Source organism: Streptomyces sp. NPDC002926, assembly GCF_053591755.1.
The window spans coordinates 16263-42299 of sequence record NZ_JBSFUK010000007.1; the positions used below are offsets into that span (position 1 = coordinate 16263).

At 70.2% G+C, this 26037-nt stretch carries 25 protein-coding genes; 11 read left to right on the plus strand and 14 right to left on the minus strand.

Features of this window, described 5'->3' with window-relative positions; translation table 11 throughout:
- Position 1: 1 nt before the first annotated feature.
- Positions 2–1000 (plus strand): inorganic phosphate transporter, encoded by a 999-nt coding sequence (locus tag ACWDZ6_RS14870; RefSeq protein WP_366734157.1) that lies wholly within the window; start codon positions 2–4, stop codon positions 998–1000.
- A 402-nt stretch (positions 1001–1402) separates the two neighbouring features.
- On the opposite strand, the gene pstB is transcribed toward ACWDZ6_RS14870, so the two are convergent.
- From pstB to mshD, 8 genes are all read right to left on the minus strand, one after another.
- Positions 1403–2179: a phosphate ABC transporter ATP-binding protein PstB gene (pstB, locus tag ACWDZ6_RS14875; RefSeq protein ID WP_389561320.1), complete on the minus strand. Its 777-nt coding sequence runs from the start codon at positions 2177–2179 to the stop codon at positions 1403–1405.
- A 29-nt stretch (positions 2180–2208) separates the two neighbouring features.
- Entirely contained in the window at positions 2209–3285 is a 1077-nt protein-coding gene (gene pstA / locus ACWDZ6_RS14880; RefSeq protein WP_389181713.1) for a phosphate ABC transporter permease PstA, read from the minus strand.
- Positions 3282–4283: a phosphate ABC transporter permease subunit PstC gene (gene pstC / locus ACWDZ6_RS14885; RefSeq protein ID WP_451503158.1), complete on the minus strand. Its 1002-nt coding sequence runs from the start codon at positions 4281–4283 to the stop codon at positions 3282–3284. The genes pstA and pstC overlap by 4 nt, the downstream gene beginning before the upstream one ends.
- Before the next feature lie 100 nt (positions 4284–4383).
- Positions 4384–5517: a phosphate ABC transporter substrate-binding protein PstS gene (pstS, locus tag ACWDZ6_RS14890; protein ID WP_326650885.1), complete on the minus strand. Its 1134-nt coding sequence runs from the start codon at positions 5515–5517 to the stop codon at positions 4384–4386.
- A gap of 230 nt (positions 5518–5747) precedes the next feature.
- Positions 5748–6164, minus strand: a complete 417-nt coding sequence (locus ACWDZ6_RS14895) for an NUDIX hydrolase (RefSeq protein WP_366734201.1) — start codon at positions 6162–6164, stop codon at positions 5748–5750.
- Between the two features lie 19 nt (positions 6165–6183).
- The gene (locus tag ACWDZ6_RS14900) at positions 6184–7263 is read right to left on the minus strand and encodes a CHAD domain-containing protein (protein WP_451503159.1); all 1080 of its coding nucleotides are present in this window, start codon (positions 7261–7263) and stop codon (positions 6184–6186) included.
- A complete protein-coding gene (locus ACWDZ6_RS14905) occupies positions 7250–9478 on the minus strand; it encodes an RNA degradosome polyphosphate kinase (protein WP_451503160.1) in 2229 nt (742 codons plus the stop codon). Before ACWDZ6_RS14905 ends, ACWDZ6_RS14900 begins: the two co-directional genes overlap by 14 nt.
- A gap of 678 nt (positions 9479–10156) precedes the next feature.
- The gene (gene mshD / locus ACWDZ6_RS14910; protein WP_451503161.1) at positions 10157–11080 is read right to left on the minus strand and encodes a mycothiol synthase; all 924 of its coding nucleotides are present in this window, start codon (positions 11078–11080) and stop codon (positions 10157–10159) included.
- Positions 11081–11411: 331 nt separating this feature from the next.
- Here mshD and ACWDZ6_RS14915 point away from each other — a divergent pair, with 331 nt between their 5' ends.
- Positions 11412–13241, plus strand: coding sequence for a bifunctional metallophosphatase/5'-nucleotidase (locus ACWDZ6_RS14915; protein ID WP_451503162.1), 1830 nt, complete (start codon positions 11412–11414; stop codon positions 13239–13241).
- Positions 13242–13444: 203 nt separating this feature from the next.
- Positions 13445–14311 (plus strand): phosphatidylinositol-specific phospholipase C, encoded by an 867-nt coding sequence (locus ACWDZ6_RS14920; protein ID WP_451503163.1) that lies wholly within the window; start codon positions 13445–13447, stop codon positions 14309–14311.
- Here the strand turns inward: ACWDZ6_RS14920 and ACWDZ6_RS14925 are convergent.
- From ACWDZ6_RS14925 to ACWDZ6_RS14945, 5 genes are all read right to left on the minus strand, one after another.
- Positions 14291–15712: a sensor histidine kinase gene (locus tag ACWDZ6_RS14925; protein ID WP_451503164.1), complete on the minus strand. Its 1422-nt coding sequence runs from the start codon at positions 15710–15712 to the stop codon at positions 14291–14293. The genes ACWDZ6_RS14920 and ACWDZ6_RS14925 overlap by 21 nt on opposite strands.
- Complete coding sequence (locus tag ACWDZ6_RS14930; protein WP_451503165.1) at positions 15709–16434, minus strand: response regulator transcription factor; 726 nt, start codon at positions 16432–16434, stop codon at positions 15709–15711. The genes ACWDZ6_RS14925 and ACWDZ6_RS14930 overlap by 4 nt, the downstream gene beginning before the upstream one ends.
- A gap of 20 nt (positions 16435–16454) precedes the next feature.
- Positions 16455–17549: a S1C family serine protease gene (locus tag ACWDZ6_RS14935; RefSeq protein WP_451503166.1), complete on the minus strand. Its 1095-nt coding sequence runs from the start codon at positions 17547–17549 to the stop codon at positions 16455–16457.
- Positions 17550–18226: 677 nt separating this feature from the next.
- Positions 18227–19249, minus strand: a complete 1023-nt coding sequence (locus ACWDZ6_RS14940) for a LacI family DNA-binding transcriptional regulator (protein ID WP_326650874.1) — start codon at positions 19247–19249, stop codon at positions 18227–18229.
- Positions 19250–19273: 24 nt separating this feature from the next.
- Positions 19274–20113 (minus strand): response regulator transcription factor, encoded by an 840-nt coding sequence (locus ACWDZ6_RS14945; RefSeq protein WP_366734169.1) that lies wholly within the window; start codon positions 20111–20113, stop codon positions 19274–19276.
- 219 nt (positions 20114–20332) lie between these two features.
- On the opposite strand from ACWDZ6_RS14945, the gene ACWDZ6_RS14950 reads away from it, so the two are divergent.
- The 8 genes from ACWDZ6_RS14950 (at position 20333) to ACWDZ6_RS14985 (ending at position 25502) form a co-directional block, all read left to right on the plus strand.
- Positions 20333–21148 (plus strand): alpha/beta hydrolase family protein, encoded by an 816-nt coding sequence (locus tag ACWDZ6_RS14950; RefSeq protein ID WP_451503167.1) that lies wholly within the window; start codon positions 20333–20335, stop codon positions 21146–21148.
- A 33-nt stretch (positions 21149–21181) separates the two neighbouring features.
- Positions 21182–21436, plus strand: a complete 255-nt coding sequence (locus ACWDZ6_RS14955) for a MoaD/ThiS family protein (protein ID WP_326650870.1) — start codon at positions 21182–21184, stop codon at positions 21434–21436.
- Positions 21372–22526 (plus strand): hypothetical protein, encoded by a 1155-nt coding sequence (locus ACWDZ6_RS14960; protein WP_451503168.1) that lies wholly within the window; start codon positions 21372–21374, stop codon positions 22524–22526. Before ACWDZ6_RS14955 ends, ACWDZ6_RS14960 begins: the two co-directional genes overlap by 65 nt.
- Positions 22527–22648: 122 nt before the next feature.
- The gene (locus tag ACWDZ6_RS14965; protein WP_451503169.1) at positions 22649–23398 is read left to right on the plus strand and encodes an LmeA family phospholipid-binding protein; all 750 of its coding nucleotides are present in this window, start codon (positions 22649–22651) and stop codon (positions 23396–23398) included.
- Between the two features lie 341 nt (positions 23399–23739).
- Positions 23740–23820 carry a putative leader peptide gene (locus tag ACWDZ6_RS14970; protein ID WP_350310325.1) on the plus strand — a complete coding sequence of 27 codons (81 nt, stop codon included), beginning with the start codon at positions 23740–23742 and terminating at the stop codon, positions 23818–23820.
- 140 nt (positions 23821–23960) lie between these two features.
- Positions 23961–24806: a sulfurtransferase gene (locus ACWDZ6_RS14975; protein WP_451503170.1), complete on the plus strand. Its 846-nt coding sequence runs from the start codon at positions 23961–23963 to the stop codon at positions 24804–24806.
- 41 nt (positions 24807–24847) lie between these two features.
- On the plus strand, positions 24848–25135 hold the full coding sequence (locus ACWDZ6_RS14980) for a DUF1416 domain-containing protein (RefSeq protein WP_018101653.1): 288 nt from the start codon (positions 24848–24850) through the stop codon (positions 25133–25135).
- A gap of 103 nt (positions 25136–25238) precedes the next feature.
- Positions 25239–25502 (plus strand): DUF3099 domain-containing protein, encoded by a 264-nt coding sequence (locus tag ACWDZ6_RS14985; protein WP_351446919.1) that lies wholly within the window; start codon positions 25239–25241, stop codon positions 25500–25502.
- Positions 25503–25579: 77 nt separating this feature from the next.
- Here the strand turns inward: ACWDZ6_RS14985 and ACWDZ6_RS14990 are convergent, their stop codons facing one another.
- Complete coding sequence (locus tag ACWDZ6_RS14990; RefSeq protein ID WP_366734174.1) at positions 25580–25942, minus strand: DsrE family protein; 363 nt, start codon at positions 25940–25942, stop codon at positions 25580–25582.
- Between the last annotated feature and the right edge of the window lie 95 nt (positions 25943–26037).

Sequence of the window (26037 nt, forward strand, 5' to 3'; positions counted from 1 at the left end):
CGTGGACACCTTTGCACTGATCGTGACCATTGGTGTCGCGCTCGGATTCACGTACACCAATGGCTTTCACGACTCGGCGAACGCGATCGCGACCTCGGTCTCCACGCGGGCGCTGACGCCGCGCGCGGCGCTGGCGATGGCCGCGGTGATGAACCTCGCCGGTGCGTTCCTCGGCCAGGGCGTGGCCAAGACTGTCAGCGAGGGGCTCATCGAGACGCCCCAGGGCTCGCGCGGCATGGGCATCCTGTTCGCGGCGCTGCTCGGCGCGATCGTCTGGAACCTGGTCACCTGGTACTTCGGTCTGCCGTCGTCCTCCTCCCACGCGCTGTTCGGCGGCATGGTGGGCGCGGCGCTGGCCGGCGGGACCGAGGTGATCTGGAGCGGCGTGCTCGAGAAGGTCGTCATCCCGATGCTCATCTCGCCCGTCGTCGGTCTGGTCGTCGGCTATCTGGTGATGGTCGCGATCATGTGGATGTTCCGTAACTCCAACCCCCACAAGGCCAAGCGCGGTTTCCGGATAGCGCAGACGGTCTCGGCGGCCGGCATGGCCCTCGGCCACGGTCTGCAGGACGCGCAGAAGACGATGGGCATCGTGGTGATGGCGCTGGTCATCGCCGATGTGGAGGACCAGGGCGACGCGATCCCGGTCTGGGTGAAGATCGCCTGCGCGATGATGCTGTCGCTCGGTACGTACGCGGGTGGCTGGCGCATCATGCGGACGCTCGGCCGCAAGATCATCGAGCTGGACCCCCCGCAGGGCTTCGCGGCCGAGACGACCGGTGCGTCGATCATGTTCGGCTCGGCATTCCTCTTCCAGGCACCGATCTCGACCACGCATGTGATCACCTCGGCGATCATGGGTGTGGGTGCGACAAAGCGGGTCAACGCGGTCCGCTGGGGGGTCGCCAAGAACATCATTCTTGGCTGGTTCATCACGATGCCGGCGGCGGCGGCGGTTGCCGCGTTGAGCTACGGCGTCGTCTACCTGATCTTCGGCTGACCGCCGGCGGCCGCCGTGCCGCTGCCGCGCTGGAACGCTTGTGGGCCCGCCCCCTGGGAGAGGGGGCGGGCCCTTCGCCTTGCGGTGGCACCGCCATGCAGCACCGCGAGACGTGTTAGGGGGTCACGACCGGGCAATCACCGGTTGTACGGCGCCTCGCCCGCGTGCCCGTAGCCGGTAACCGCAGGGGTGTGGCGGTCCGCGGTGTGCCCGTGGCCGGTACGCCCCAGGAGTGCGACGGTCCGCCCGTGTGTCCGTGGCGGGTACGCCCCAGGAGTGCGACGGTCCGCCCGTGTGCCCGTGGCCGGTACGCCCCAGGAGTGCGGCGGTCCGCCGGTGGAAACCACCCACCGGAGAGCAACCACCAACGCCCCCGGCCCACGCCCACCACATGACCGGGTTCTAACCGAAGCGGCCGGAGATGTAGTCCTCCGTGGCCTGCACCGACGGGTTCGCGAAGATCCGCTCGGTCTCGTCGATCTCTATGAGCTTGCCGGGCTGGCCGACCGCCGACAGGTTGAAGAACGCCGTACGGTCCGAGACCCGCGCCGCCTGCTGCATGTTGTGCGTCACGATGACGATCGTGAAGCGCTCCTTCAGCTCGCCGATCAGGTCCTCGATCGCCAGGGTCGATATCGGGTCGAGCGCCGAGCACGGCTCGTCCATCAGCAGCACATCCGGCTCGACCGCTATCGCGCGGGCGATGCACAGACGCTGCTGCTGGCCGCCGGAGAGACCGGAGCCGGGCTTGTTCAGCCGGTCCTTGACCTCATTCCAGAGGTTCGCGCCCTTCAGGGACTTCTCGACGACGTCCGCCAGCCGGTTCTTCTTGTACGAACCGTTCAGGCGCAGGCCCGCCGCCACATTGTCGAAGATCGACATCGTCGGGAAGGGGTTCGGCCGCTGGAAGACCATGCCGACCGTGCGGCGCACGGCGACCGGGTCGACGCTCGAGCCGTACAGGTTCTCGTCGTCCAGCAGCACCTTGCCCTCGACGCGGCCACCGGGAGTGACCTCGTGCATCCGGTTCAGGGTGCGCAGGAAGGTGGACTTGCCGCAGCCGGACGGGCCGATGAAGGCCGTCACGGAGCGGGGCTCCACGGTCATCGAGATGTCCTCGATCGCCTTGTGGGAGCCGTAGTAGGCGGTGAGGCCGCTGACGTCGATGCGCTTGGCCATGTGAATCACTTCGCTTTCACGTGGTCGCGTCAGCGACCGGTCTTCGGGGCCTTCCAGCGGGCGATGCCGCGGGCCACCAGATTGAGGATCATGACGAAGGCGATCAGGACCAGGGCGGCGGCCCAGGCGCGGTCGTACGACGCCTCGCTGCCGACCCGGTACTGCTCCCAGACGTAGAAGGGGAGCGAGGACTGGGCGCCTTCGAACGGGTTTGTATTGATCAGCTGGCTGCCGAAGACCAGGAGCATGATCGGCGCGGTCTCGCCGGCGATACGCGCGATGGCGAGCATCACACCCGTGGTGATACCGCCGAGCGCGGTCGGCATAACCACCTTGAGGATTGTGCGGTACTTCGGTACGCCCAGGGCCAGCGACGCTTCGCGCAGCTCGTTGGGTACGAGCTTGAGCATCTCCTCGGTGGAGCGCACCACGACCGGGATCATCAGGATCGCCAGTGCCAGCGCGCCCATCAGGCCGGACGGCTGCAGCTCGAGGATGAGCATGATCGAGAGGATGAACAGACCCGCGACGATCGACGGGATACCCGTCATGACGTCGACGAAGAAGGTGACGGCCTTGGCCAGCGCGCCCTTGCCGTACTCGACCAGGTAGATCGCGGTCAGCAGACCGATCGGCACCGAGATCGCGGTGGCGAGGCCGACCTGCTCCAGCGTGCCGATGATGGCGTGGTAGACGCCGCCGCCCGGCTCGAAGCCGGGGACGCCGGCCATGGAGTGGCTGAGGAAGTAGGCGTTGAGCACCTTCGTACCGCGGCTGACGGTCACCCAGATCAGCGAGAACAGCGGGATCACGGCGAGGATGAAGCACACCCAGACGACGCTGGTGGCGAGACGGTCCTTGGCCTGGCGCTTGTTCTCGACGGCGGTGGTCACCACGTACGAGATGGTCACGAAGAGGAGGGCCGAGATCAGGCCCCACTGAACGCGGCTCTCCCAGCCGGCCGCCGCGCCGATGCCGACGCCGAGCGCGATGGAGACGACCGCGAACGCGATGGGTGCCCAGCGGGGGAGCGACCGGCCGCTGAGGCTTCCCCTGCCGACGGGCGGCGTCGGCGTGGGCCTGTCCTTGATGGCTGCCTGGCTCATGCGTTGGCCCCCGAGTACTCCTTGCGGCGCGCGATGATCAGGCGGGCCGCGCCGTTGACCAGCAGTGTGAGGATGAAGAGGACCAGGCCGGAAGCGATCAGGGCGTCGCGCCCGAGCTCATTGGCCTCGTCGAACTTCGCTGCGATGTTCTGGGCGAAGGTTCCGCCGCCCGGATTGAGCAGATGGAGAGAGATCAGGAAGCTTGGGGAGAGGACCGTGGCGACGGCCATCGTCTCGCCGAGCGCGCGGCCCAGGCCCAGCATCGAGGCGGAGATCACGCCCGAGCGGCCGAAGGGAAGAACCGAAAGCCGGATGACCTCCCAGCGGGTGGCGCCGAGGGCCAGGGCTGCCTCTTCGTTCATCCGCGGGACCTGCAGGAAGACCTCGCGGCTGACGCTGGTCACGATCGGCAGGATCATGATCGCCAGCAGCACGCCCACGGTGAACAGTGAGCGGGCGACGCCGACCTCGGTCTTCTCGAAGATGTACGTCCAGCCGAAGAACTCGTCCAGCCAGAGGTTGAGGCCCTCCATGTACGGGACGAGGAAGAGGGCGCCCCAGATGCCGTAGATGATCGACGGCACGGCGGCCAGCAGATCCACGACGTAGGCGAGGGGGGCGGCGAGGCGCCGCGGCGCGTAGTGCGAGATGAACAGCGCGATGCCGACGGCGATCGGTACGGCGATCGTCATCGCGATGATCGAGCTGACGACCGTACCGAAGAGCAGCACCGCAATGCCGAAGACCGGCGGGTTGCCCGCCGGGTTCCAGTCGAAGGTGGTGAGGAAGTTGCCCTCGTCCTTCGAGAGGGCAAGCGTCGCGCGGTAGGTGAGGAACGCGGCGATCGACGCCATGATCACCAGGAGCAGGATGCCCGAGCCGCGGGACAGGCCGAGAAAGACCTTGTCGCCGGCGCGGCCGGTGGACTTTCCGCGCTTCCTGTTGACCGGCGGAGCCGGCGTTGGAGGAGGAGAAGCTATCGGTGTTGTAGAAGCCATGATCTTTCCGGTCTGTGGTGGGGAGTGATCGGACTCCCCTGGCGGCGGTGCACCGGATGGGTGGCCGGCGGGGGCGCAGGGCCCCCGCCGGCCGGTTTCGTTACTTCAGACCCGCGATGGTTTCGCGGACCTTGGCGTTGATCTCGGCCGGGATCGGGGCGTAGCCGGCGCCGGAGAGGAGCTTCTGGCCCTCGTCGCTGGCGGTGTAGGTCAGGAAGGACTTGACCGTGCCCAGGGTGTCGGCCTTGTTGCCGTTGTCGCAGACGACCTCGTAGGTCACCAGGACGATCGGGTAGGCGCCGTCGGCCTTGGTGGTGTAGTCGAGACCGAGCGCCAGGTCCTTGCCGGTGCCCTTGATCTTGGCGGCGGCGATCGCCTTGGAGGCGTTCTCGGAGCTGGCCTCGACCGGGGCGGCGGCACCCGTGTTGATCTTGACGGTCGGGATGGACTGCGAGGTCGCGTACGAGAGCTCGAAGTAACCGATCGAGCCCTCGGCCTGCTTGACCTGCGCGGCGACACCGGCGGAGCCGGAGGCGGCCTGGCCACCCGGGGCCGGCCACTTCTTCTCGGCCTCGTAGGGCCAGTCGGCCTTGGCGGTGGCGCCGAGGTACTTGCCGAGGTTCGCCGTGGTGCCGGAGTCCTCGGAGCGGTGGAAGGCCTGGATCGCCTTGTCGGGGAGCTTGGCGCCCTTGTTCAGGGCGGCGATCGCCGGGTCGTTCCAGTTCTTGATCTTGCCGTTGAAGATCTTGGCGAGGGTCGGGGCGTCCAGGGTCAGGTTGTCGACGCCCGGCACGTTGTAGCCGATGGCGATCGGACCACCGACCATGGGGAGGTTGATCCCCTGGCCGCCCTTGCAGATCTTCTTCGAGTCGGTGACCTCTTCGGGCTTGAGCGCCGAGTCGGAGCCGGCGAAGCCGACGGTGCCCTGGTTGAAGGCGATGATGCCCTCACCGGACGAGGAGGCCTTGTAGTTGATCTCCACGCCCTTGCAGCCGGCCATGTAGTTCTTGACCCACAGGTCCATGGCGTTCTTCTGCGCGCTGGAACCGGACGCAAGGAGCTTGCCCTTGGCGTCGTCGCACTTGATGTTCGACGCCGCGCTGGTCTGCTCGCCCGTGCCGCCGGTGCCGCCCGCATTGTCGTCCGAGCCACACGCCGTGAGAACCAGGGCGCCGGTCACGGCGAGGGCACCGAGCGCGGTGGCGCGAAGCCCGTTCGTGCGCTGAAGCTTCACTTGGGGTGTTTCCTTCCAGGAGCCGCCGGACGCTGACCGGGTGTCGTTGGCGTTCTGTGGCGGCGTGGTTCGGGGTGGGGGGACCGGCACGTGCCGGTCACCGTGTAAGGCCGAAATTAGGCAGATCAGGTGAAGCGGCCAACGGGAGAGAGTGAACGGAAGGTGAACCGTGTCGGGCGGCCTGGTGCCTGCCGCCGAGTCGCCGCGCGCCGTGCCCGTCCATATGCCCTTCACGCCGAGTGGAGGGCCGCGACCAGCGCGTCCAGAAGGGTGCGATCGCGCGGCTGGGTGAGGCGGTTGCGGGCCGCCGTCGGGGAGAGCCAGAGGATGCGGTCGACCTCCTCGCTCGGGGTGAAGGTGCCCGTGGTCGCCTCGGCGGCCCAGTAGCTGACCTGCTTGGGGCGTCCATTCGCAATGTAGTGGGCGGTGGGCAGGCGGGCACCGGGGACGCACTGGTGCCCGGTCTCCTCGAGCACCTCGCGCAGCGCGCCGAAGAGCGGGTCCTCGCCGCGCTTCAGCTTGCCCTTCGGGTGCGACCAGTCGTCGTACTTGGGACGGTGTACGAGGCAGATCTCGATGCCGTCGTCCCCGTACGGGGAACGCCGCCACAGCACACAGCCTGCGGCGGGCACGACGTCGTCCCCCAGGCGATTCACGACGCCGCCCTCACGGTGCGGTCACCGCCGCGGCCCGCTGCCACACCTGCTGGAAGGCGAATCGGGCGGCTTCGACCTCGTGCCGCTGATCGGCGTGCAGCACACCCAGGGCGTACGCGGTGGCCGGGGCGATCCGTGGTGTGCGGGCCGCGGTGGCGGCCGCCGCGGCGGCTTCGGCCGCGTCGCGGTGGCGGTCGAGGACCAGCCCCGCATGGCACAGCACCGGGTCCGCCTTCGGGTGCAGCACCTCCTGTGCGTACCGGTGCAGTCTCAGCAGCAACCGCACCTGGTGCCAGGGGGCGTCCTGCGCCTCTCCGGCCGACGCGGCGGCGAGGCCGTGCACCAGGGCCTCCGCGTTGTACGGATGCGCCGCGCGGGTCAGCGGCAGCGCGGCCACCGCCTCCCGGAACCGGCGCTCGGCGAGCTCCGCGGGCAGCGCCAGGGCCTCGGCGGCCGGGGCGTCCGCCGCCGGGCCGAGCGGCAGCTCAGAGGCGAGTACCGCGACGGCGTCGGCGACCGCGTGGAAGCGGGAGGAGCCGAGCGCCTGCAGCGCGGCGGAGTGGGCGCGGGTCCGGGCGAGGGTGAGCTGCCGCTCCAGCAGCGCCCCGGCCCGCGCGGCCCCGACCGTGAGAGTGCCGGTACTGCGGGGCGTCTCGGCGCCGGGCCCGGAAATGGTCGTCTCGAGCGCGCCGGGTTCCCCCCTCGTGGGCGGCAGCGGCGTGGCGCCCGAGAGCCGGGCGAGCGCCTCCAGCAGCCGGCCGAGCCGTGAGGTGCAGGCGTGCTCCTGGGCCAGCGTGGCGGACAGCCAGGCCAGTTCGGTGCGCAGACCGTCCGCCCAGGCGGGGTCGAGCAGCGGCCGGAAGGTGTGCAGCGTTCCGCTGATCCGCCGGGCCGCCCGGCGCAGCGCGCGGGCTGCCGCCGCCACGCCCGCCGTGTCCGCGCCGCTCTCGCTGTGCAGCCGCAGACTGCGCAGGAAGTCGCCCGCCTGCGCATGGAGATACCGGGCAAGGACCTCGCCCGCCGTGACCGTGGCCGGGAGTCCGGCCGGGACGGCGGCAGTGTCCTGCCGGGAGATATCAGGGCTGTGCACGCCGGCGCCTCCGGGCGTCTATGAGCATCTCCTGTACATTCCGCAGCGGCTGGCCGTCCGAGTCCGTCGGATGCCGGATCCACGAGCCGTCCGGGCCGAGGTGCCAGGAGGACGTCTTGTCGGACATGCCGGTCTCCAGCAACCGGGTGAGGGCCGCGCGGTGGGCCGGATCGGTGACCCGTACCAGTGCCTCGATACGGCGGTCGAGGTTGCGGTGCATCATGTCGGCGCTGCCGAACCACACCTCGGGCTCACCGCCGTTGCCGAAGGCGAAGATCCGGGAGTGTTCCAGGAAGCGGCCGAGGATCGAGCGCACCCGGATGTTCTCCGAGAGGCCGGGCACGCCGGGGCGTATCGCGCAGATGCCGCGGACCCAGATGTCCACCGGCACGCCTGTCATCGCCGCCCGGTAGCAGGCGTCGATGATCGCCTCGTCCACCATCGAGTTGACCTTGATGCGTACGGAGGCGGGCCGCCCGGCGCGGTGGTGCGCGGCTTCCTTGTTTATCCGCGCGATCAAACCGTCGCGCAGGGACTTGGGCGCGACCAGCAGACGGCGGTAGGTCTCGCGGCGCGAGTATCCGGAGAGCCGGTTGAACAGGTCCGAGAGGTCCGCGCCGACCTGCGGGTCCGCCGTAAGCAGCCCCAGGTCCTCGTACAGCCGGGCCGTCTTCGGGTGGTAGTTGCCGGTACCCACGTGCGAGTAGCGGCGCAGCGTCTCGCCCTCCTGGCGGACCACCAGCGACAGCTTGCAGTGGGTCTTCAGGCCGACCAGACCGTAGACGACATGGCAGCCGGACTCCTCCAGCTTGCGCGCCCACTTGATATTGGCCTGCTCGTCGAACCGGGCCTTGATCTCCACGAGCACCAGGACCTGCTTGCCCGATTCGGCGGCGTCGATCAGCGCGTCGACTATCGGGGAGTCGCCGGAGGTGCGGTACAGCGTCTGCTTGATGGCGAGTACGTCCGGGTCGGCCGCGGCCTGCTCCAGGAAGGCCTGCACGGACGTCGAGAACGAGTCGTACGGGTGGTGCAGCAGTACGTCACGCTCGCGCAGCGCCATGAAGATGTCCGGCGCGGAGGCCGACTCGACCTCGGCGAGATCCCGGTGGGTGCCCGCGATGAACTTCGGGTACTTCAGCTCGGGCCGGTCCAGCGCCGCGATGCCGAAGAGGCCCGTCAGGTCCAGCGGCCCCGGCAGCGGATAGACCTCGGCGTCGGACACCTTCAGTTCGCGGACCAGCAGATCGAGCACGTACGGATCGATGGACTCCTCGACCTCGAGCCGCACCGGCGGGCCGAAGCGGCGCCGCATGAGCTCCTTCTCGAGAGCCTGCAGAAGGTTCTCCGCGTCGTCCTCCTCCACCTCCAGGTCCTCGTTCCTGGTCACCCGGAACATGTGGTGCGCGAGCACCTCCATACCGGGGAACAGCTCCTCCAGATGCGCGGCGATGACGTCCTCGAGGGGGACGTAGCGCTGCGGGGAGGCCTCCAGGAAGCGGGACAGCAGCGGCGGGACCTTCACCCGGGCGAAGTGGCGGTGGCCGCTGACGGGGTTGCGCACGACGACCGCGAGGTTCAGCGAGAGACCGGAGATGTACGGGAAGGGGTGCGCCGGGTCCACGGCCAGCGGGGTCAGGACCGGGAAGATCTGCTGCCGGAAGAGCGTGAAGAGGCGGGCCTGCTCCTTCTCGGTGAGGTCGGGCCAGCGGATGAGGTGGATGGACTCCTCGGCGAGCGCCGGGGCGACGTCCTGCTGGTAGCAGGCGGCGTGCCGGGCCATGAGCTCGCGGGAGCGGTTCCAGATCAGGTCCAGGACCTCGCGGGGCTGCAGACCGGACGCGGAGCGGGTGGCGACGCCGGTCGCGATACGGCGCTTCAGGCCGGCCACCCGGACCATGAAGAACTCGTCCAGGTTGGACGCGAAGATCGCGAGGAAGTTCGCCCGTTCGAGGAGCGGGGTGGCGGGATCCTCGGCGAGCTCCAGGACGCGCTCGTTGAACGCGAGCCAGCTGCGTTCGCGGTCCAGGAACCGGCCCTGGGGAAGTTCGGCGCCGTCTCCCTCGTAGCCCTCCTCGTACGCGTCGAGGTCGGCATCGATGTCAGGCTCGAGATCGGACACCGTGGCCGCGACGGTGTGCGGCCGGTGCGCGGCGATGGAACCGACGGACGGCTGGGGATGCTGGACCGGTACCTCGGCGGGCTGCTGGCTCATAAACCCATTGTTCCGCGTGGAGAGGGAAACGGGCGCGTCGGAGCCGGTCGGGGCGAGGGGGATATTGCCGTTGGGGGATGCGGGCACAGCGGGCTGCATTGAGAGAGGGTCGCAAGGGTGTCTGAATACCCGGTAACGACGACATGACATGCAGGCGCGGTCGTGGTGAGCGGCGGTCGGCCGGGGGATTTACGGGACCCCGGCCGAGGACCCTCACAGGCGTGGAGACCCCCGTCCGCCATGCCTGGGAGGACGGCTCGGGCCGGCGCGGCCCAGGATCCGGAACCGGGGGTGACCGGCGGCGCGCCGCCGGTGCAGCCGACGGGCCGGCCGGGTCGGCCCCGGGGGGCGAACGCGGTCATGCCGCCCGCCACCTCCGCGTCCCGCTCCGCGTGAGCGGCGCCGGGGCCGCGGAGGTGGGCCATGGGCAGTTCCCCGGGACGGCCGCCGTCTGCCGGATGTGCTCGAGCGGGCCGTCCCGCCGTAACAGCACGGTGAGTTGACGCCTCGTCGTACGGGACCCGACGACTGGCGTGCGGCGTGCGGCTCCCCGGCCGGGCCCGTCGGCGGGGTGTGCGCGGCGAGCGGGTCCTGGCGTCCCGCCGCCGAGGCGGATCGGGCCGCTGCCGGGGAGCGGGGCGTGGTCGCAGGTGGTCTACGGCTCGGAGCCGGGCGCGGTCAGGACTCGGTCCGGTACATGAGATCCACCTCGTGGGTGACGAAGCCGAGCCGCTCGTACACCGTCAGCGCCGCCGTGTTGTCCGCGTCGACGTAGAGCATCGCGGTCGGCAGTCCCTCGGCGGCGAGATGGCGCAGTCCGATCGTGGTGAGGGCCTTGCCGAGGCCGCCGCCCTGTGCGTCGGGCCGGATGCCGACGACGTACACCTCGCCGAGGTGCTCCGCGGCGTGCACCTTCGTCCAGTGGAAGCCGATGAGCTGCCCGTCGCGCTCGGCGAGGAAGAAACCCTTGGGGTCGAACCACGGCTCGGCCTTGCGGTCGTCGAGGTCCCGCTGTGTGAGTGAGCCCTGCTCGGGATGGTGGGCAAAGGCGGCGGCGTTCACGGCGAGCCAGGCGGCGTCGTCCTGCCCGGGCACAAAGGTGCGTACGGTCACGCCGGGCGGGAGCACCGGCTCGGGGATGTCCAGCGGGCTCAACGGCCGCCGCAGTTGCCGCAGTTCACGGAAGAGGGTCAGCCCGAGGACCTGGGCCAGATGCCGCGCGGCGGACTTCCCGCCGTGCGCCCACACCCGCAGCCGCTTGCCGGAGGCTCCCAGCAACGCGGTCCCCAGCGCCCGCCCGTGACCGCGCCCACGGTGCGAGGGATGCACGACCAGCTCGGCGGCCGGGGCCTCGACAGGGTCCGTGTCCTCCAGCTGTGCGTACCCGACGAGCTGGTCGGCGACGGTGAGGAGGAGATGCCGAACACCCTCCCGCTTCCCGCCGCGCAGCTGCAGCCGCCCCTGCTCGGAGACGGCCTGCATCCCGTCGGACCGGGCGGCGTCACCGAGCATGCCGAGCACGGCCTGGGCCTGCTCGGGGGTGAGCTCCTCGAGGGTCTGAATCTGCCGGCCGGGCTCGAGTGCGGCTGTTGCGTCTGTCATGGGTCGAGGGTACGGCGGGGGGCGGGGGGTGCGGGATCCGCGCGGCCCGGCATTTGTCCGCCGGTTCACCGCCGGAGGCAGTCCGGACACCCGAACCGGGACGGGGCCTTCGCCGCAACCACGTTCTCCATGCCGTACGCACGTGCGGCGCCCGCCCGTGCGGTGGCGCTTCTGCTGGTATATGCCCGCCGCGCGGGTGATACGCGAAGAAACACCCGTTGACGAACGATGGCAACCAGGTCGTAACCCGCTAGCCCCTGTCGTGCTACGCGCGTTGACTCTAGGCTGCCGCTCGCAGCCCTCACACCACGCTGAACTGACAAGGGGACAGATGTCAGCGACACAACAGAAGAACCGCGCGGCCCGGCGAACCCGGCGGATACTCGCCACCGCCGCGGGACTGGCCACCGTCGGCGCGCTCGTCGCCGCGATGCCGGCCGGTGCCACCACCACCAGCAGCGACCACCACGGCGACCGTCACCACAAGCCCGCGCGCACCGTCGATGTACAACTGCTCTCTTTCAATGACCTGCACGGGAACCTGGAGCCGCCCGCCGGCTCGGCCGGGTCGGTCAGTGAGAAGCAGGCCGACGGCACCGTCAAGACGATCCCGGCCGGTGGCGTCGAGTATCTGGCGACCTCACTGCGCGGTGCGCGCAAGGGGCACCCGTACTCCATCACCGCCGCCGGCGGCGACATGGTCGGTGCAAGCCCGCTGCTCTCCGGGCTCTTCCACGACGAGCCGACCATCGAGGCGCTCAACAAGATCGACCTCGATGTGACGGCCGTGGGCAACCACGAGTTCGACGAGGGCGCGGTCGAGCTCGCCCGGCTCCAGAACGGCGGCTGTCACCCGGTCGAGGGCTGCTACGAGGCGGGGAAGAAGTTCAAGGGCGCGGACTTCCCCTACCTCGCGGCCAACGTCACCAAGGAGAAGACCGGCAGGCCGATCCTCAAGCCGTACACGGTCTGGAAGAAGAACGGCGTCAAGATCGGCTTCATCGGTGTGACCCTCGAGGGCACGCCGGACATCGTCAACGCCAACGGCATCAAGGGCCTCAAGTTCAACGACGAGGTCGAGACGATCAACAAGTACGCCCGTGAGCTCGACCGCCAGGGCGTTAAGTCGATCGTCGCGCTGATCCACGAGGGCGGCTCGCCTGCTTCCTCCTCGTACAACTACGACTGCGACTCGCCGGGCGCGGGGGACGGCATCTCCGGCCCGATCGTCGACATCGCCAAGAACATCACGCCCAAGGTGGACGCGCTGGTCACCGGCCACACCCACCAGGCGTACGTGTGCACGGTCCCGGACCCGGCCGGCAATCCGCGCATGGTCACTTCGGCGGCCTCGTACGGCAAGCTCTACACGGACACCACGCTCACGTACGACCGTCGCACCAAGGACATCGTCCGTACGTCGGTGACGTCGGCGAACCACATCGTCAGCCGTGACCAGGCCAAGGCCGAGGACATGACGGCGCTCATCGCGCGCTGGAACAAGATGGCCGCGCCGGTCGCGAACCGCCCCCAGGGCTGGATCTCGGCCGACATCAACGGCCGTGGCTCGACGGCGCCCGAGAAGCCGCTCGGCGACCTGATCGCGGACGCGCAGTTCGAGGGTCTGGCACCGGCGGACAAGGGCGGGGCGCAGCTCGCGCTGATGAACCCGGGCGGGATCAGGTCCGACCTGGTCTTCAAGGCCTCGGGCAGCGAGGGCGACGGCGTGGTGACGTACGGCGAGTCGTTCACCGTGCAGCCGTTCACCAACATGATGAACGTCGTCGACCTGACCGGCGCGCAGCTGATCACCGCGCTCCAGCAGCAGGTCAGCGGCCCGAACGAGGCCTCTCCGAAGATCCTTCAGGTCTCGAGGGGCTTCACCTACACGCTGGACCTGAAGAAGACGGGTGCGGCCAGGATCGATGTGGCCTCGGTGAAGCTGAACGGCGTCGCGCTCGACCCGGCGAAGACCTACCGGGTCGCGCTGAACGAGTTCCTGGCGGGCGGCGGTGACGGCTTCCCGGTGCTGAAGGAGCACAAGAACAAGCTGGTCGGCGCGTCCGACCTGGATGTCTTCAACGCCTACCTGGTGGCGAACTCGACGGCGGCCAAGCCGATCACGCCGCCGGCCGCCGACCGGATCACGGTCGTGCAGTAACGGAACCGGTGGACCGACGGTGGGGCGGTGGGCCAAGTGCCTGCCGCCCCACCGGCGTTGTCGGGGCGGTGCGGGACACCACGAGCCCTCGCCCGCCGGCTCGGCCTGAGGCTCCGGCCCGGCAGAGGCTGGATCCGGCCACTTCTGACTGGCGGGTAATGACCCTGGTCATTCTTGACGTGACCCCGCCATAATCCCGGACCATGGACAGACGGAGCTTTCTCGCGGGTGCGGCAGCAGTCTCCGCGACCGCCCTCATCGGCGCACCGGCGTTCGCCGCACCGCGACGCACCCTGTCCGCACAGGACTGGATGGCGGGCGCCGGCGACTCGACCGCCCTGGCGCGGCTGACGATCCCCGGCACCCATGACTCGGGCGCGCGCTTCGGCGGGCTCTGGACGGAGTGCCAGAACACCACCATCGCGGACCAGTTGAACAGCGGCATCCGCTTCCTGGACGTACGGTGCCGCATCACGGGCGACTCCTACGCCATCCATCACGGGGCGTTCTACCAGAACCTGATGTTCGGTGATGTGCTCATCGCCTGCCGGGACTTCCTCGCCGCCCACCCCTCCGAGACGGTCCTGATGCGCGTCAAACAGGAGTACTCGCAGGAGAGCGACGCCGCCTTCCGCCGTGTCTTCGACATCTACCTCGACGACAAGGGCTGGCGCTCGCTGTTCCGCATCGGCGACGGGCTGCCGACACTGGGCCAGGCGCGCGGCAAGGTCGTGCTGCTCGGCGACAACGGCGGACTGCCCGGCGTCCGCTACGGCGACGGGAACCTCTTCGACATCCAGGACGACTGGAACGCCGCGCCGAACGCCAAGTACCCAAAGATCGAATCCCACTTCCGCAAGGCGGCCCAGCAGCCCGGCAAGCTGTACATCAACTTTGTCAGCACCTCGGCGTATCTGCCGCCGCGCTGGAACTCCGACAACCTCAATCCGCGGGTCCACTCGTTCATCGGCGGCTCCGAGGCGAGCGGGTGGAAGGGGCTCGGCATCGTGCCCTTCGATTTCCCCAACACCCGCTCGGGACTGGTCGATTCACTCATCCGGCACAACTGACCGGACGGGCGGCGGGGTCGCCGCCCCCGGCAGCCGTATCACCGCGCGCGTACCGCCGCCCGCCGCCGGAACGAGCACGATCTCGCCGCCCGACTGCTGGACCGTACGGGCCACGATCGACAGCCCGAGCCCCGACCCCGGCAGAGCGCGCGCGGACGGCGAGCGCCAGAACCGCTCGAAGACATGAGGGAGTTCATCGGCGGGGATACCGGGGCCGTGGTCCCGTACCGTCAGCTCGCCGCCTCTCAGAGCCACCTCGACCGTCCCGCCCGGCGGCGAGAACTTCACCGCGTTGTCCAGGACATTGACCACGGCCCGCTGCAGCGCGGCGGGCTCCGCGCGGACGTACCAGGGCGCCAGGTCCGCCGTGAAGGCCAGCTCGGGGCCGCGCAGCCGGGCCCGCTCCAGCGCGGCCTCGGCGATCTCGTGCATCGCGACGACCTTCAGCGGCTCGGGGTGGACGGCGTCAGGCCGGGACAGCTCCTGCAGGTCACCGATGAGCGCGGCCAGTTCGGTCATCTGCGCCGTGACAGAGGCCATCAGCGCCGTGCGGTCCGCGGGCGGGATCGCCCGGCCGGTCTCCTCGCTGCGCGCCAGCAGCTCGATATTCGTACGCAGCGAGGTCAGCGGCGTACGCAGCTCGTGCCCGGCGTCCGCGATCAGCTGCGCCTGCCGGTCCCGCGAGGACGCGAGCGCGGCGGTCATGGAGTTGAACGACCGGGACAGCCGGGCGATCTCGTCCTCGCCCTCGACCGGAATGCGTACGGTCAGATCCTCGGTACGGGCGACATGCTCGACAGCCTCGGTGAGCTGGTCGACGGGCTTGAGACCGGTCCGCGCGACCCATAGACCGGCGGCGCCCGCGCCCAGCACGCCGATGCCCGCGAGGGCGGTGAGCAGCAGCGCGAGCCGGTTCAGCGACGCCTCGATCTCCGCCAGCGGACGCGAGACGGAGACGGCGACCGTGCCCCACTGCGGGCCGAGCGGGACCAGAGTGGTGCGGACGCGTACCGAGGCGCCCTTGTCGGTGACGCTGTCGTGCAGTGTGTCGCGCCGGGTGCCCGCCGCGACGGCGACGTCCGGCGCCTGGACCTTCACCGGCTGCGAGTCCGGCGCGACGCAGCGTTCCCCGCGCGACCCGACGATCTGGATGTACGCGAACCCCGAGGCGGGCGCGTCGGCAGTCTCGCTCCGCGAGGCGCGACAGGCGATCAGGGCCTGCTGCACCGTGCCTTCCGGGGCACCGGTGTTCCGCAGGGAGGTGTCGAGTTCGCCGCGCAGCTGGGAACCGGTCAGCAGCCAGCAGGCGACGGACACCGCCGCGACCGCCACCGCCACCGCCACGGCCACCAGCAGCGCCAGCCGGGACCGCAGAGGCAGCGTACGGAACCTTCTGATCACTCCACGCCGCCCGACCGCAGCGCGTAGCCCACGCCGCGCACCGTGTGGACCAGGCGCGGCTCGCCGGCCGCCTCCGTCTTGCGCCGCAGATACATCACGTACACGTCCAGCGAATTCGAACTGGGCTCGAAGTCGAAGCCCCATACGGCCTTGAGGATCTGTTCCCGGGTGAGCACCTGACGCGGGTGCGCGAGGAACATCTCCAGGAGCGTGAACTCCGTACGCGTCAGCTCCACCCGGCGCGTGCCGCGCATGACCTCGCGGGTCACCAGGTCCATTCGCAGATCGGCGAAGGCCAGCACATCGTCGTCGGTGGCGGCGCTCGCGGCCGTCGCGTACGAACTGCGCCGCAGCAGCGCCCGCACCCGGGCGAACAGTTCGTCCAGCTCGAACGGCTTCACCAGATAGTCGTCCGCCCCCGCGTCGAGCCCCGTCACCCGGTCGCCGACCGTGTCCCGCGCGGTCAGCATCAGGATGGGCGTCGTCGATCCGGCGGCGCGCAGTCTGCGGGCCGCGGTCAGGCCGTCCATCCGGGGCATCTGGATGTCGAGCACGATCAGATCGGGCGAGTACGCCTCCGCCCGGGCGAGGGCGTCCACGCCGTCGACGGCGACCTCGGTGCCGTACCCCTCGAAGCTGAGAGAGCGCTGGAGCGCCTCACGGACGGCGGGTTCGTCGTCGACGATGAGGATGCGGTCGCCTTCGTCACGGGGGGTCGTCATGGCATCAGCCTCGCACGCACTCAGCTGCCGCCGCCTGAGCGCAGGTCGTCCAGGTCGGCCTTGACCGTGTCGACGGGGATGGCGAAGCCGAGACCGACGCTGCCCGCGGTGGATCCGGTGGCCGAACTGGGCGAGTACATCGCGGAGTTGATGCCGATGATCTCGCCGTTCATGTTGATGAGGGCGCCGCCGGAGTTGCCGGGGTTGAGGGAGGCGTCGGTCTGGAGGGCCTTGTACGTCGTCTTCGACGAGCCCGTGTCGCCGTTGAACTGCTGCCCGCCGAACTCGAAGGGCCAGCCGCCGCCCTGCTGTTGCTGCTGCTGTCCTTGGTCCTGCTCCTTCGCGACGGTGACATCGCGGTTCAGCGCGGAGACAATTCCGCTGGTCACGGTCCCGGTCAGGCCCTCGGGCGAGCCGATGGCGACGACCTCGTCGCCGACCTTGACCTTGCTGGAGTCGCCGAGCGCCGCCGGCTTCAGACCTCCCCCGGAGCCATCGGCCCGGGAGGTACCCCCAGCACCCTCCAGCTTGATCAGGGCCAGATCCTTGCCCGGGTCGGTGCCGAGGACCTTGGCGGTGTACGTCTTGCCGTTGCTCAGCTTCACCTTGACGGAGTCGGCCCCGGAGACGACGTGGTTGTTGGTGATGATCTCGCCGTCCGAGGTGATGATCACGCCGGAACCGGTGGACTGCCCGGCGGAGGAGGTCGCACCGATCTCGACGATGCTCGGCGACACGGCCTGCGCGACGCCGGCGACGGTGCCGGTGCTGCTCCGCGACACATTGGTGCCGGCCACGCCATTGCCACTGCCGCTGGTACCGGTGTCGGTGAGCCGCTGAGCCAGTACGGACGCGCCGCCGCCGACGACCGCGGCGACGATGGCGACGGCGGCGATGAGGGCGACGGGCCGCTTGGCCCTGGCGCGGTGCGCGGGCCCCCCGACGGGACCGGCCTGCACAACCCCGCCCGGCGGCTGATACCCGGCGCCGCCGTCCCCGGGCCATACGGTGACCGGCGGGGCGGGCTGATGCGGCGGAGGCGGGGGGTATCCGCCCGTGGTGTACGGCTGCTGCTGGTAGACCTCGTCGCCGCTTCGGCGGTAGTAGTCCGTCATGGCATGACTGTCGGACACGTAGATGAGAGCGGGCTGAGGAGGCCCTGAGAAGCCAGACAGAAACCGGTTGCCGAGTCATCCGGTCATGTGGTGAGCGTGGGCCGGGGGCGTTGGTGGTTGGTGTCCGTGGGTGGTTTCCACCGGCGGACCGCTGACCCCCCCGGTGGCCCGAGCGAGTCCCGTCCGGGTGGGGAGGGGCCGTGCAGGGTCGGCCCCGTCAGTTGCCCGGTCATGTGGCCTGGGCGGGCCGGGGGCGTTGGTGGTTGCTGTGGGTGGGTGGTTTCCACCGGCGAACCGCGTCTCACCCGGTCATGTGGCCTGGGTGGGCCGGGGGCGTTGGTGGTTGGTGTGGGTGGGTGGTTTCCACCGGCGGACCGCTGCCCCCCCGGTGGCCCGAGCGAGTCCCGTCCTGGTGGGGAGGGGCCGTGCAGGGTCGGCCCCGCAGGGGATTGGCGGCAAAACCGGGGTCACGCACCAAGACCCTGTACGCCGCCGACCCCGAGGAGTCGAGCCCGGAGGGGCACCGGAGCCCGCACCCGACAAGACCCCGCCCCGCCGGAGGCAACCCGCACCCCGCCGGAGGCCCGCACCCCTGGGCCTCGCACCTCGCCGGAGGCAGCCCGCACCTCGCCGGAGGCACGGGCCCGGGCCGCAAGACCCCCGCAGCCCGCCGGAGGCTATCCGCAGCCGCAGGATCGGCGGATGACCAAGCCCGACGGGAACTGCTTCACCCGTTCCCGGCGCGAACCCGCCACCCGCAAGCCGTCGTCCAGCACCAGGTCCACCGCCGCCCGCGCCATCGCCGGGCGGTCCGAGGAGATCGTTGTCAGCGGCGGGTCCGTCAGCGCCGCCTCCTTGACGTCGTCGAAGCCCGCCACCGCCAGCTCGCCCGGCACGTCTATCCGCAGCTCCCGTGCCGCCCGCAGTACACCGAACGCCTGGTCGTCCGTCGAGCAGAAGATCGCCGGCGGCCTCTCCGGGCCCGCGAGCAGCTTCAACGCCACCTGATACGCGTCGTAGCGGTTGTACGGCGCCTGGAACAGCCGTCCCTCCACCGAACGGCCCGACTCCAGCATGGCCCGGCGCCAGCCCTCGACATGGTCCGCAACAGGGTCGCCGACGGACGGGGTCGACTCGACGCCGCCGAGGCAGGCGACGTACGGGTGCCCGTGCTCCAGCAGATGCCGCGTCGCCAGCTGCGCGCCGCCCACGTCGTCGGTGACGACGGCCACGTCGTCGATGGCCTCGGGGCGCTCGTGCAGCAGCACCACCCGCGCGTCCCACGCCTCGATCTCCGCGGCCGCCCGCTCGCTCGGGCCCTGGCTGACCAGGATCAGACCGGAGACGCGCATCCCGAGGAAGGCCCGCAGATAGTGGACCTCGCGCTCGTCGCGGTAGTCGGAGTTCCCGACGAGGACCATTTTTCCGCGTTCCGCCGCGGCCTGTTCGACCGCGTGTGCCATCTCCGCGAAGAACGGCTGCCGTGCGTCCGGCACGATCATGCCTATGAGGTCGGTCCGCCGCGAGGCCATCGCCTGGGCAACCCGGTCGGGCCGGTACCCCAGCTCCTTGATCGCTGCGAGTACCCGCTCGCGCGTGGCCGGGGCGACCGGCCTGGGTCCGTTGTTGATGACGTAGCTGACGACCGCGGTCGAAGTCCCCGCCAGTCGTGCTACGTCGTCCCGCGTCACCTTGGCCACGCGCGGCAGTCTACGCGGGGTGACCTACCTCTGGGCAGGGCGTACGCCCGCTTCCTGCGGCGTGGCCGTGTCCTCCGTACGAGGGACCGACTCGGCGACCCGGGCCGCGGACTCGGCCGCCGCCCGTGCCGCGGACTCCGCGGCGGTCTTCGCCGCTGCCTTGGCCTTCGCCTCCTCGGCAGCGCGTTCGACCTTCTCCGGCGTGACGAACCGGTAGCCGACGTTGCGCACGGTCCCGATGAGCGACTCGTGCTCCGGACCGAGCTTCGCGCGCAGCCGCCGTACATGGACGTCGACCGTCCGCGTACCGCCGAAGTAGTCGTAGCCCCAGACCTCCTGGAGCAGCTGGGCCCGGGTGAAGACCCGCCCCGGGTGCTGCGCGAGGTACTTGAGCAGCTCGAACTCCTTGAAGGTCAGGTCCAGGACCCGCCCCTTCAGCTTCGCGCTGTACGTCGCCTCGTCGACCGACAGATCACCGTTGCGGATCTCCATCGGGCTGTCGTCCGTGGTGATCTGCTGACGGCCCATCGCCAGCCGCAGCCGGGCCTCGACCTCGGCCGGACCCGCCGTGTCCAGCAGTACGTCGTCGATGCCCCAGTCCGCGGTGACGGCCGCGAGACCGCCCTCCGTCACGACGAGGATCAGCGGGCAGCCGGGTCCGGTGGACCGCAGCAGCTGGCACAGCGACCGGACCTGCGGCAGGTCTCGGCGGCCGTCGACCAGGATGACGTCGGCACCCGGGGTGTCGACGAGGGCGGGGCCTTCGGCGGGGGCGACCCGCACGTTGTGCAGCAGAAGTCCGAGAGCGGGGAGCACCTCCGTCGACGGCTGGAGGGCATTGGTCAGGAGCAGCAGTGAGCTCATCGCGCCCCACCTGCCCTGATCGTCCTACGGTCGTGCACGGTTCGCTGGCCCATAACGTCGGTTCCTCCTCGGTCCCTGCGAGGACGTTGCGGCTCTGCTTCGTACGTGGCGGTCCCGCGCCCCGGGGCCGCCGTTCACCTGCCTGTAACAACGGGCAGGAAACACAAAAGGACCCGGGGGCTTCGTTGCCCGGATCCTCTTCCCAGCAGAATAGCCCACATGAGCTCCGGGTCAGAGGGTCCTTTCCGCAGATCAATTGTTTCCTCGCTCACGTACCCACCCCTCAGGACGATTCTCCGTACGGACGACGGGGTCTGTATCGAGGCGGTGTACGAGCCGTGTACGGCCGGTTCCGCCGGCACCGCGATTGTCATCGCACACGGCTTCACGGGGTCCGTGGACCGGCCCGCCGTGCGGCGCGCGGCGGGGGTGTTCGCGCAGCATGCGGCCGTGGTGACCTTCTCCTTCCGGGGGCACGGCGGCTCGGGCGGCCGCTCCACGGTCGGCGACCGCGAGGTGCTGGATCTCGCTGCGGCGGTCGAGTGGGCACGTTCTCTGGGCCACACCCGTGTGGTGACCGTCGGCTTCTCCATGGGCGGCTCGGTGGTGCTCGGGCACGCAGCGATGCACGGGGGGCGCAAAGAAGCGCAGACCGACGCGGTCGCCGCCGTCAGCGCCCCCGCCCGCTGGTACTACCGCGGTACGGCCCCCATGCGGCGGCTGCACTGGGTGATCAGCCGTCCGCTGGGTCGTGTCGTCGGCCGCTTCGGACTCGGCACCCGTATCCATCCCGAGGGGTGGAATCCCGTCCCGCTCTCGCCGGTCGAGTCCGTGCCGCTGATCGCCCCTACGCCGCTGCTGATCGTGCACGGCGACCGCGACCCCTACTTTCCGCTGGATCATCCGCGCATGCTCGCCGCCGCGGCCCGCGAAGGACAGGCCGAGCTGTGGCTGGAGCCGGGCATGGGCCACGCCGAGAACGCCGCGGACGACGTGCTGCTCGGCCGCCTCGCGGTCTGGCTGCTCGGCGAGTAGCCCATCATGGAAGCCGATGAAAGGAGTGCCGACATGGCAGCGGGAATCATCCGCTACTGGGCCGCGGCCAAGGCGGCGGCCGGCCTCGCGGAGGAGCCGTACGCGGCGGGAACGCTCGCGGAGGCGCTCGACGCGGTGCGCGAACGGCACCCCGGTGAGCTGACGCGTGTACTGCAACGGTGTTCGTTCCTCGTCGACGGTGCCCCCGTCGGGACCCGCGGCCATGAGACCGTACGGCTTGCCGAGGGCGGCACGGTCGAGGTGCTCCCGCCGTTCGCAGGAGGGTGAACCGCACAACATGAGCAGCGATCAGCAGTATCCGTACGAACCGCAGCAGCCGTACCAGGAGCCGTATCAGCAGTCGTACCAGCAGCCGCTGCACGACTCCGGCGCGACGCAGACGTGGGAGGCCGAGACCTGGGACACGCAGTACCAGCCGGGCGTGCGGCCCGCGCAGTCCGCCGCCGACTCCCCGTATCTGCCGCCGCAGGGCGCGTACCCGCTGCCGCCCGAGGCGCCGGCCCCCGCCCCCGCCGCCCAGGAGCCGCCGACCGCGGCCGGCGGCTCGGCCGCACCGGGCACCGCCGGGTACAGCGCCCCGACCACCGTCGGGAACGCCCGGATCACCGACGCCCAGCGCGCCCGCGCCGAGGGCCGCTCGCCGGTCATCCCGCCGGGCATGCAGCCCGCCGGGCTGACCGCCGTCCTCGGACTGCTGCTGGCCGGCGGCGCGGCCATCGGCTCGTACGCCCTGCTCGTACCGCTCGTGCTGCTGCAGGCCGTCACCGCGGCCGGATGGTTCCGGCTCAACGGCATGTGGCCCGCCCGGCAGGGCATCGCGCTCGCCTTCGCGGGCGGCCTCGCCACCGACGCCGTACTGCTCGGCACCGGCCGGGAGAACGCGCCCGCCGCGATCATCGGCACGCTCGGTGTCTGGGTGCTGCTCACCCTCGTGCTCCAGCTGCGCAGTCACGCGGACGCCGACGAGCGAATGTCCGGACTGATGGCGACCGTCGCGTCCGCCGCGCTCACGATCCTGGCGGCCGGGCATCTCGCGGCCGCGGACGACGCCGTGGTGGTGGGCGGGATCGCGGTCGCGGTGGCCGTCCTGGTCCGCGCGCTGCCGCTGCCCGGCGTCGCCTCCGTCGTCCTGTCACTGCTCGCCGCGACCGGTGCGGGCATCGCGGCAGGCGGACTGACCGACATCGGCTCCAAGGGTGCGCTGCTGGGTCTTGCCGCGGGCGTCTGCGCGCTGGTCGGCCTGCGGGTGGCGAGCTACGACTACCCGTCCCGCTTTGTCCATATGACGGCGGGCGTGGCCCTGCCGCTGACCGCCGCCGCCCCCGCGGTCTATCTGATCGGCCGCGCTCTCGGGTGATCGCGCAGGAACCAAAAACGGGCGTCAGTCGTCGATCAATGAGCAGAGGTCGTCGTCCGGACTCGTCTAGGCTCGCGGGCGTCACGGGGGGCCGGACAGACCAGGGTGGGGGACACCGAGCAATGCGCGCACTGCGAATACTGTTGATCATCACTGTGATCCTCGGCGGCATCTTCGTCGCCGCGGACCGGATCGCGGTGAACCTGGCCGAGTCGGAGGCGGCCGACAAGATCAAGAGCAGCCAGGGGCTGAGCTCGACGCCGGAGATCTCCATCAAGGGCTTCCCCTTCCTCACTCAGGTGGCGGGCAAGGAACTCGAAGAGGTCGACGTCGGCCTCGCCGGTATCACCGCCACCGCGGGCGGCCACTCAGTCAACGTCACCGAGGTCAAGGCCGAGCTGCGCAACGTGAAGATCGACAGCACGTTCTCCTCCGCCGTCGCGGACCGGGCCGACGGTTCCGCCCGGATCTCCTACGCCGATCTGACGAAGGCCGCGCCGAAGGGCGCCACCGTCGGCTACGCGGGCGCCGACCGGGCCGCCAAGGGCCAGGTCAAGGTCACGGGGCCGCTCACGGACCTGCTCGACGGCGCGGGCATCCAGGTGCCGGGCGCTTTCAAGGGCCTGCTCGCGGGCCGCACGGTCAGCACGTACAGCACGGTCGCGCTCAAGGGCGGCAGTACGGTCCAGCTGCGGGCCGAGTCGCTGCCGACGCTGCCGGTGCCGGGCTTCGAAGAGAAGCTGCGCAAGGTCATCGACTACGACCTGAAGATTGACGGGATGCCGTCGAGCATCAAGCTGGACAAGGTCCAGGCGACGGACGGCGGACTGCGGTTCTCGGGCACGGGGACGAACGTCTCCCTGGCGGGCTGACGGGCCGGCCGGACTGGCGGGCCGGCCCGACTGGCGGTCCTCGGCCGGCCGATGTTGCCAGGGCAACGAGACGGGCCGGATGGCCTTGTGCCCGACTTCTTGCCGCCTCCGTGTCGCCTCTTTGCCGCCCTCCGGTCGCAGGGTGAGTCGCTTCCTTGCCACCCTCTGGCCGCATGGTGAGACGGCTGTGTCCGCTGGGTAGAAGGCATAAGGGCGCGCGGTGCCATGAGGGCGGGCGCGGGACGGGTCCGGGTGGATGGCGTCCCGCATAGTGGATGATCGCGTCTCAGCATCCGACACGCCGGTGACATGGCAGCCGAATCGTCCCTACGATCGGACCCATGAAGCGACAGGCGGATCTCACGAAGCGGCGGGCAGTAGACCTGTGCCGCGTCGCCGCCATGCTCTGTCGCACTTTCTGAGCGGGAGCCCGACTCCCGTATCCCCCGGGCCCTTCGACCGTTGTCAGGGCCACCCACCGTGCCGGTAGGCCGCGCGCTGCGCGTACCCGCACACCCCTCTTCGTACCACCCGCCGCACACTGCCCCGGAGGAGAAAGAGCATGAGCCGCAGCGACGTCCTGGTAGACGCCGACTGGGTCGAGGCCCACATCGAGGACCCGAAGGTCGTCATCGTCGAGGTCGACGAGGACACTTCCGCGTACGACAAGAACCACATCAAGAACGCCGTGCGGATCGACTGGAAGAGCGACCTCCAGGACCCGGTCCGCCGTGACTTCGTCGACCAGGAGGGCTTCGAGAAGCTCCTCTCGGCGAAGGGCATCGCCAACGACGACACCGTCGTCCTCTACGGCGGCAACAACAACTGGTTCGCCTCGTACGCCTACTGGTACTTCAAGCTCTACGGCCACGACAGCGTCAAGCTCCTCGACGGTGGCCGCAAGAAGTGGGAGCTCGACTCCCGCGACCTGGTCGACGGCTCCGAGGTCCCCAGCCGCCCGGCCGCCGAGTACAAGGCCCAGGCCCAGAACACCGCCATCCGCGCCTTCCGCGACGACGCCGTCGCCGCGATCGGCAACCTGAACCTGGTCGACGTGCGCTCCCCCGACGAGTTCAGCGGCAAGCTGCTCGCCCCGGCGCACCTCCCGCAGGAGCAGTCGCAGCGTCCGGGCCACATCCCGTCCGCGCGCAACATCCCGTGGTCCAAGAACGCCAACGACGACGGCACCTTCAAGTCGGACGACGAGCTCAAGGCGCTCTACGCCGAGGAGCAGGTCGACCTGGCGAAGGACACCATCGCGTACTGCCGCATCGGTGAGCGTTCCGCGCTGACCTGGTTCGTCCTGCACGAGCTGCTCGGCGTCCAGAACGTCAAGAACTACGACGGTTCGTGGACCGAGTACGGCTCCCTCGTCGGCGTGCCGATCGAGCTCGGCGCCAACAAGTAACCCCTCTCTCCCTTCCTCCCCGCTCACAAAGGACAGCCTCTATGTGTGGAGCAAAGGCCGGCGGCCCCGACGCTTCGACGATCAAGCCCGGCGAGACGACCATCCAGGGCAGCGTGACCCGTGACGGCGAGCCCGTCACCGGCTATGTGCGCCTGCTGGACTCGACCGGCGAGTTCACCGCCGAGGTCCCGACCTCGGCGACCGGACAGTTCCGCTTCTACGCGGCCGAGGGCACGTGGACGGTGCGCGCGCTCGTCCCGGGTGGCACGGCGGACCGTACGGTCGTCGCGCAGACCGGTGGCCTCGCCGAGGTCGCGATCGCGGTCTGACTCACCAGGTACTGGCCGAAGGGCCGCACCCCAGGGGGTTGGACGCTTCCTGATCGGGGTGCGGCTCTTCGGTCGTCCGCGTCGCCGGCCGTACGCTGGAGGTATGTACGCGCGACGCCGGCGTGGTTACTTCCTGCTGATGGGCGGATGCGTCTTCCTCTTCGTGTCCGCGTGGGCCGTCGTGCGTCTCTGGTCGATTCCCGTCGCCGTCGGCATGTGCTTCGTCGCCATGGTCATCCCGCCGCTCGCCGCGATGTTCGCGAATGCGCGCGGCCCCGAGGACCGCTGGTGGGACGACCCGTCGGGGGACCCGAAGTCCGACGAGTGGTGGGACGAACTGGACGGCAAGAAGCGCCGGTCCCAGTAGCCCGATGGTGGACAGGTCGGTTCGGTGGCCCGCTGACGGACGAACCGGCCCGGCGGCACGCTTGACGGACGAGCCCGCTAGTAGACGAGCGCCTGGACGCCGTCCGGCACGATCTCGCTGACGAAGACCTGCGCGCCCGCGATCCGTACGCCCTCGAGCACGTCCTTCTCCGTGATGTCCCGACGGGCCGCGCACTGCGTGCAGAGCGTGATCTGCCCGGTCGCCTGGATCGTCTCGATGAGATCCGGCAGCGGCGCGGCATGCGGCAGTTCGAACTCGGCCGCGCGGCCCGGCAACGCGAACCACGCGGACTCACCGGTCAGCCAGAGCGATACCTCCACACCGCTGGCCGCGGCGACGGCCGCCACCGTGAAGGCCTGCGAGCATCGCTCGGGCGCATCGGCCCCGGCGGTCACCTTGATCACGAGCTTCTTCGCCATGCTCCGAACTGTAATGCGCGGGGGACGGAGCCCCGTGCGCCGCCCGCGGGTCCGCCGCCCGCGGGTCCGCCGCCCGCGGGTCCGCTGCCCGCGGG

Excerpts from the sequence above, each read along its gene's own strand:
- pstB (WP_389561320.1), bottom strand. The coding sequence starts at position 2,179 with ATGGCCAAGCGCATCGACGTCAGCGGCCTCACCGCCTACTACGGCTCC.
- pstA (WP_389181713.1), bottom strand. The coding sequence starts at position 3,285 with ATGAGCCAGGCAGCCATCAAGGACAGGCCCACGCCGACGCCGCCCGTC.
- pstC (WP_451503158.1), bottom strand. The coding sequence starts at position 4,283 with ATGGCTTCTACAACACCGATAGCTTCTCCTCCTCCAACGCCGGCTCCG.
- ACWDZ6_RS14905 (WP_451503160.1), bottom strand. The coding sequence starts at position 9,478 with ATGAGCCAGCAGCCCGCCGAGGTACCGGTCCAGCATCCCCAGCCGTCC.
- mshD (WP_451503161.1), bottom strand. The coding sequence starts at position 11,080 with ATGACAGACGCAACAGCCGCACTCGAGCCCGGCCGGCAGATTCAGACC.
- ACWDZ6_RS14915 (WP_451503162.1), top strand. The coding sequence starts at position 11,412 with ATGTCAGCGACACAACAGAAGAACCGCGCGGCCCGGCGAACCCGGCGG.
- ACWDZ6_RS14920 (WP_451503163.1), top strand. The coding sequence starts at position 13,445 with ATGGACAGACGGAGCTTTCTCGCGGGTGCGGCAGCAGTCTCCGCGACC.
- ACWDZ6_RS14930 (WP_451503165.1), bottom strand. The coding sequence starts at position 16,434 with ATGACGACCCCCCGTGACGAAGGCGACCGCATCCTCATCGTCGACGAC.
- ACWDZ6_RS14935 (WP_451503166.1), bottom strand. The coding sequence starts at position 17,549 with ATGACGGACTACTACCGCCGAAGCGGCGACGAGGTCTACCAGCAGCAG.
- ACWDZ6_RS14945 (WP_366734169.1), bottom strand. The coding sequence starts at position 20,113 with ATGAGCTCACTGCTGCTCCTGACCAATGCCCTCCAGCCGTCGACGGAG.
- ACWDZ6_RS14950 (WP_451503167.1), top strand. The coding sequence starts at position 20,333 with ATGAGCTCCGGGTCAGAGGGTCCTTTCCGCAGATCAATTGTTTCCTCG.
- ACWDZ6_RS14955 (WP_326650870.1), top strand. The coding sequence starts at position 21,182 with ATGGCAGCGGGAATCATCCGCTACTGGGCCGCGGCCAAGGCGGCGGCC.
- ACWDZ6_RS14960 (WP_451503168.1), top strand. The coding sequence starts at position 21,372 with ATGAGACCGTACGGCTTGCCGAGGGCGGCACGGTCGAGGTGCTCCCGC.
- ACWDZ6_RS14965 (WP_451503169.1), top strand. The coding sequence starts at position 22,649 with ATGCGCGCACTGCGAATACTGTTGATCATCACTGTGATCCTCGGCGGC.
- ACWDZ6_RS14970 (WP_350310325.1), top strand. The coding sequence starts at position 23,740 with ATGAAGCGACAGGCGGATCTCACGAAGCGGCGGGCAGTAGACCTGTGC.
- ACWDZ6_RS14975 (WP_451503170.1), top strand. The coding sequence starts at position 23,961 with ATGAGCCGCAGCGACGTCCTGGTAGACGCCGACTGGGTCGAGGCCCAC.
- ACWDZ6_RS14980 (WP_018101653.1), top strand. The coding sequence starts at position 24,848 with ATGTGTGGAGCAAAGGCCGGCGGCCCCGACGCTTCGACGATCAAGCCC.
- ACWDZ6_RS14985 (WP_351446919.1), top strand. The coding sequence starts at position 25,239 with ATGTACGCGCGACGCCGGCGTGGTTACTTCCTGCTGATGGGCGGATGC.
- ACWDZ6_RS14990 (WP_366734174.1), bottom strand. The coding sequence starts at position 25,942 with ATGGCGAAGAAGCTCGTGATCAAGGTGACCGCCGGGGCCGATGCGCCC.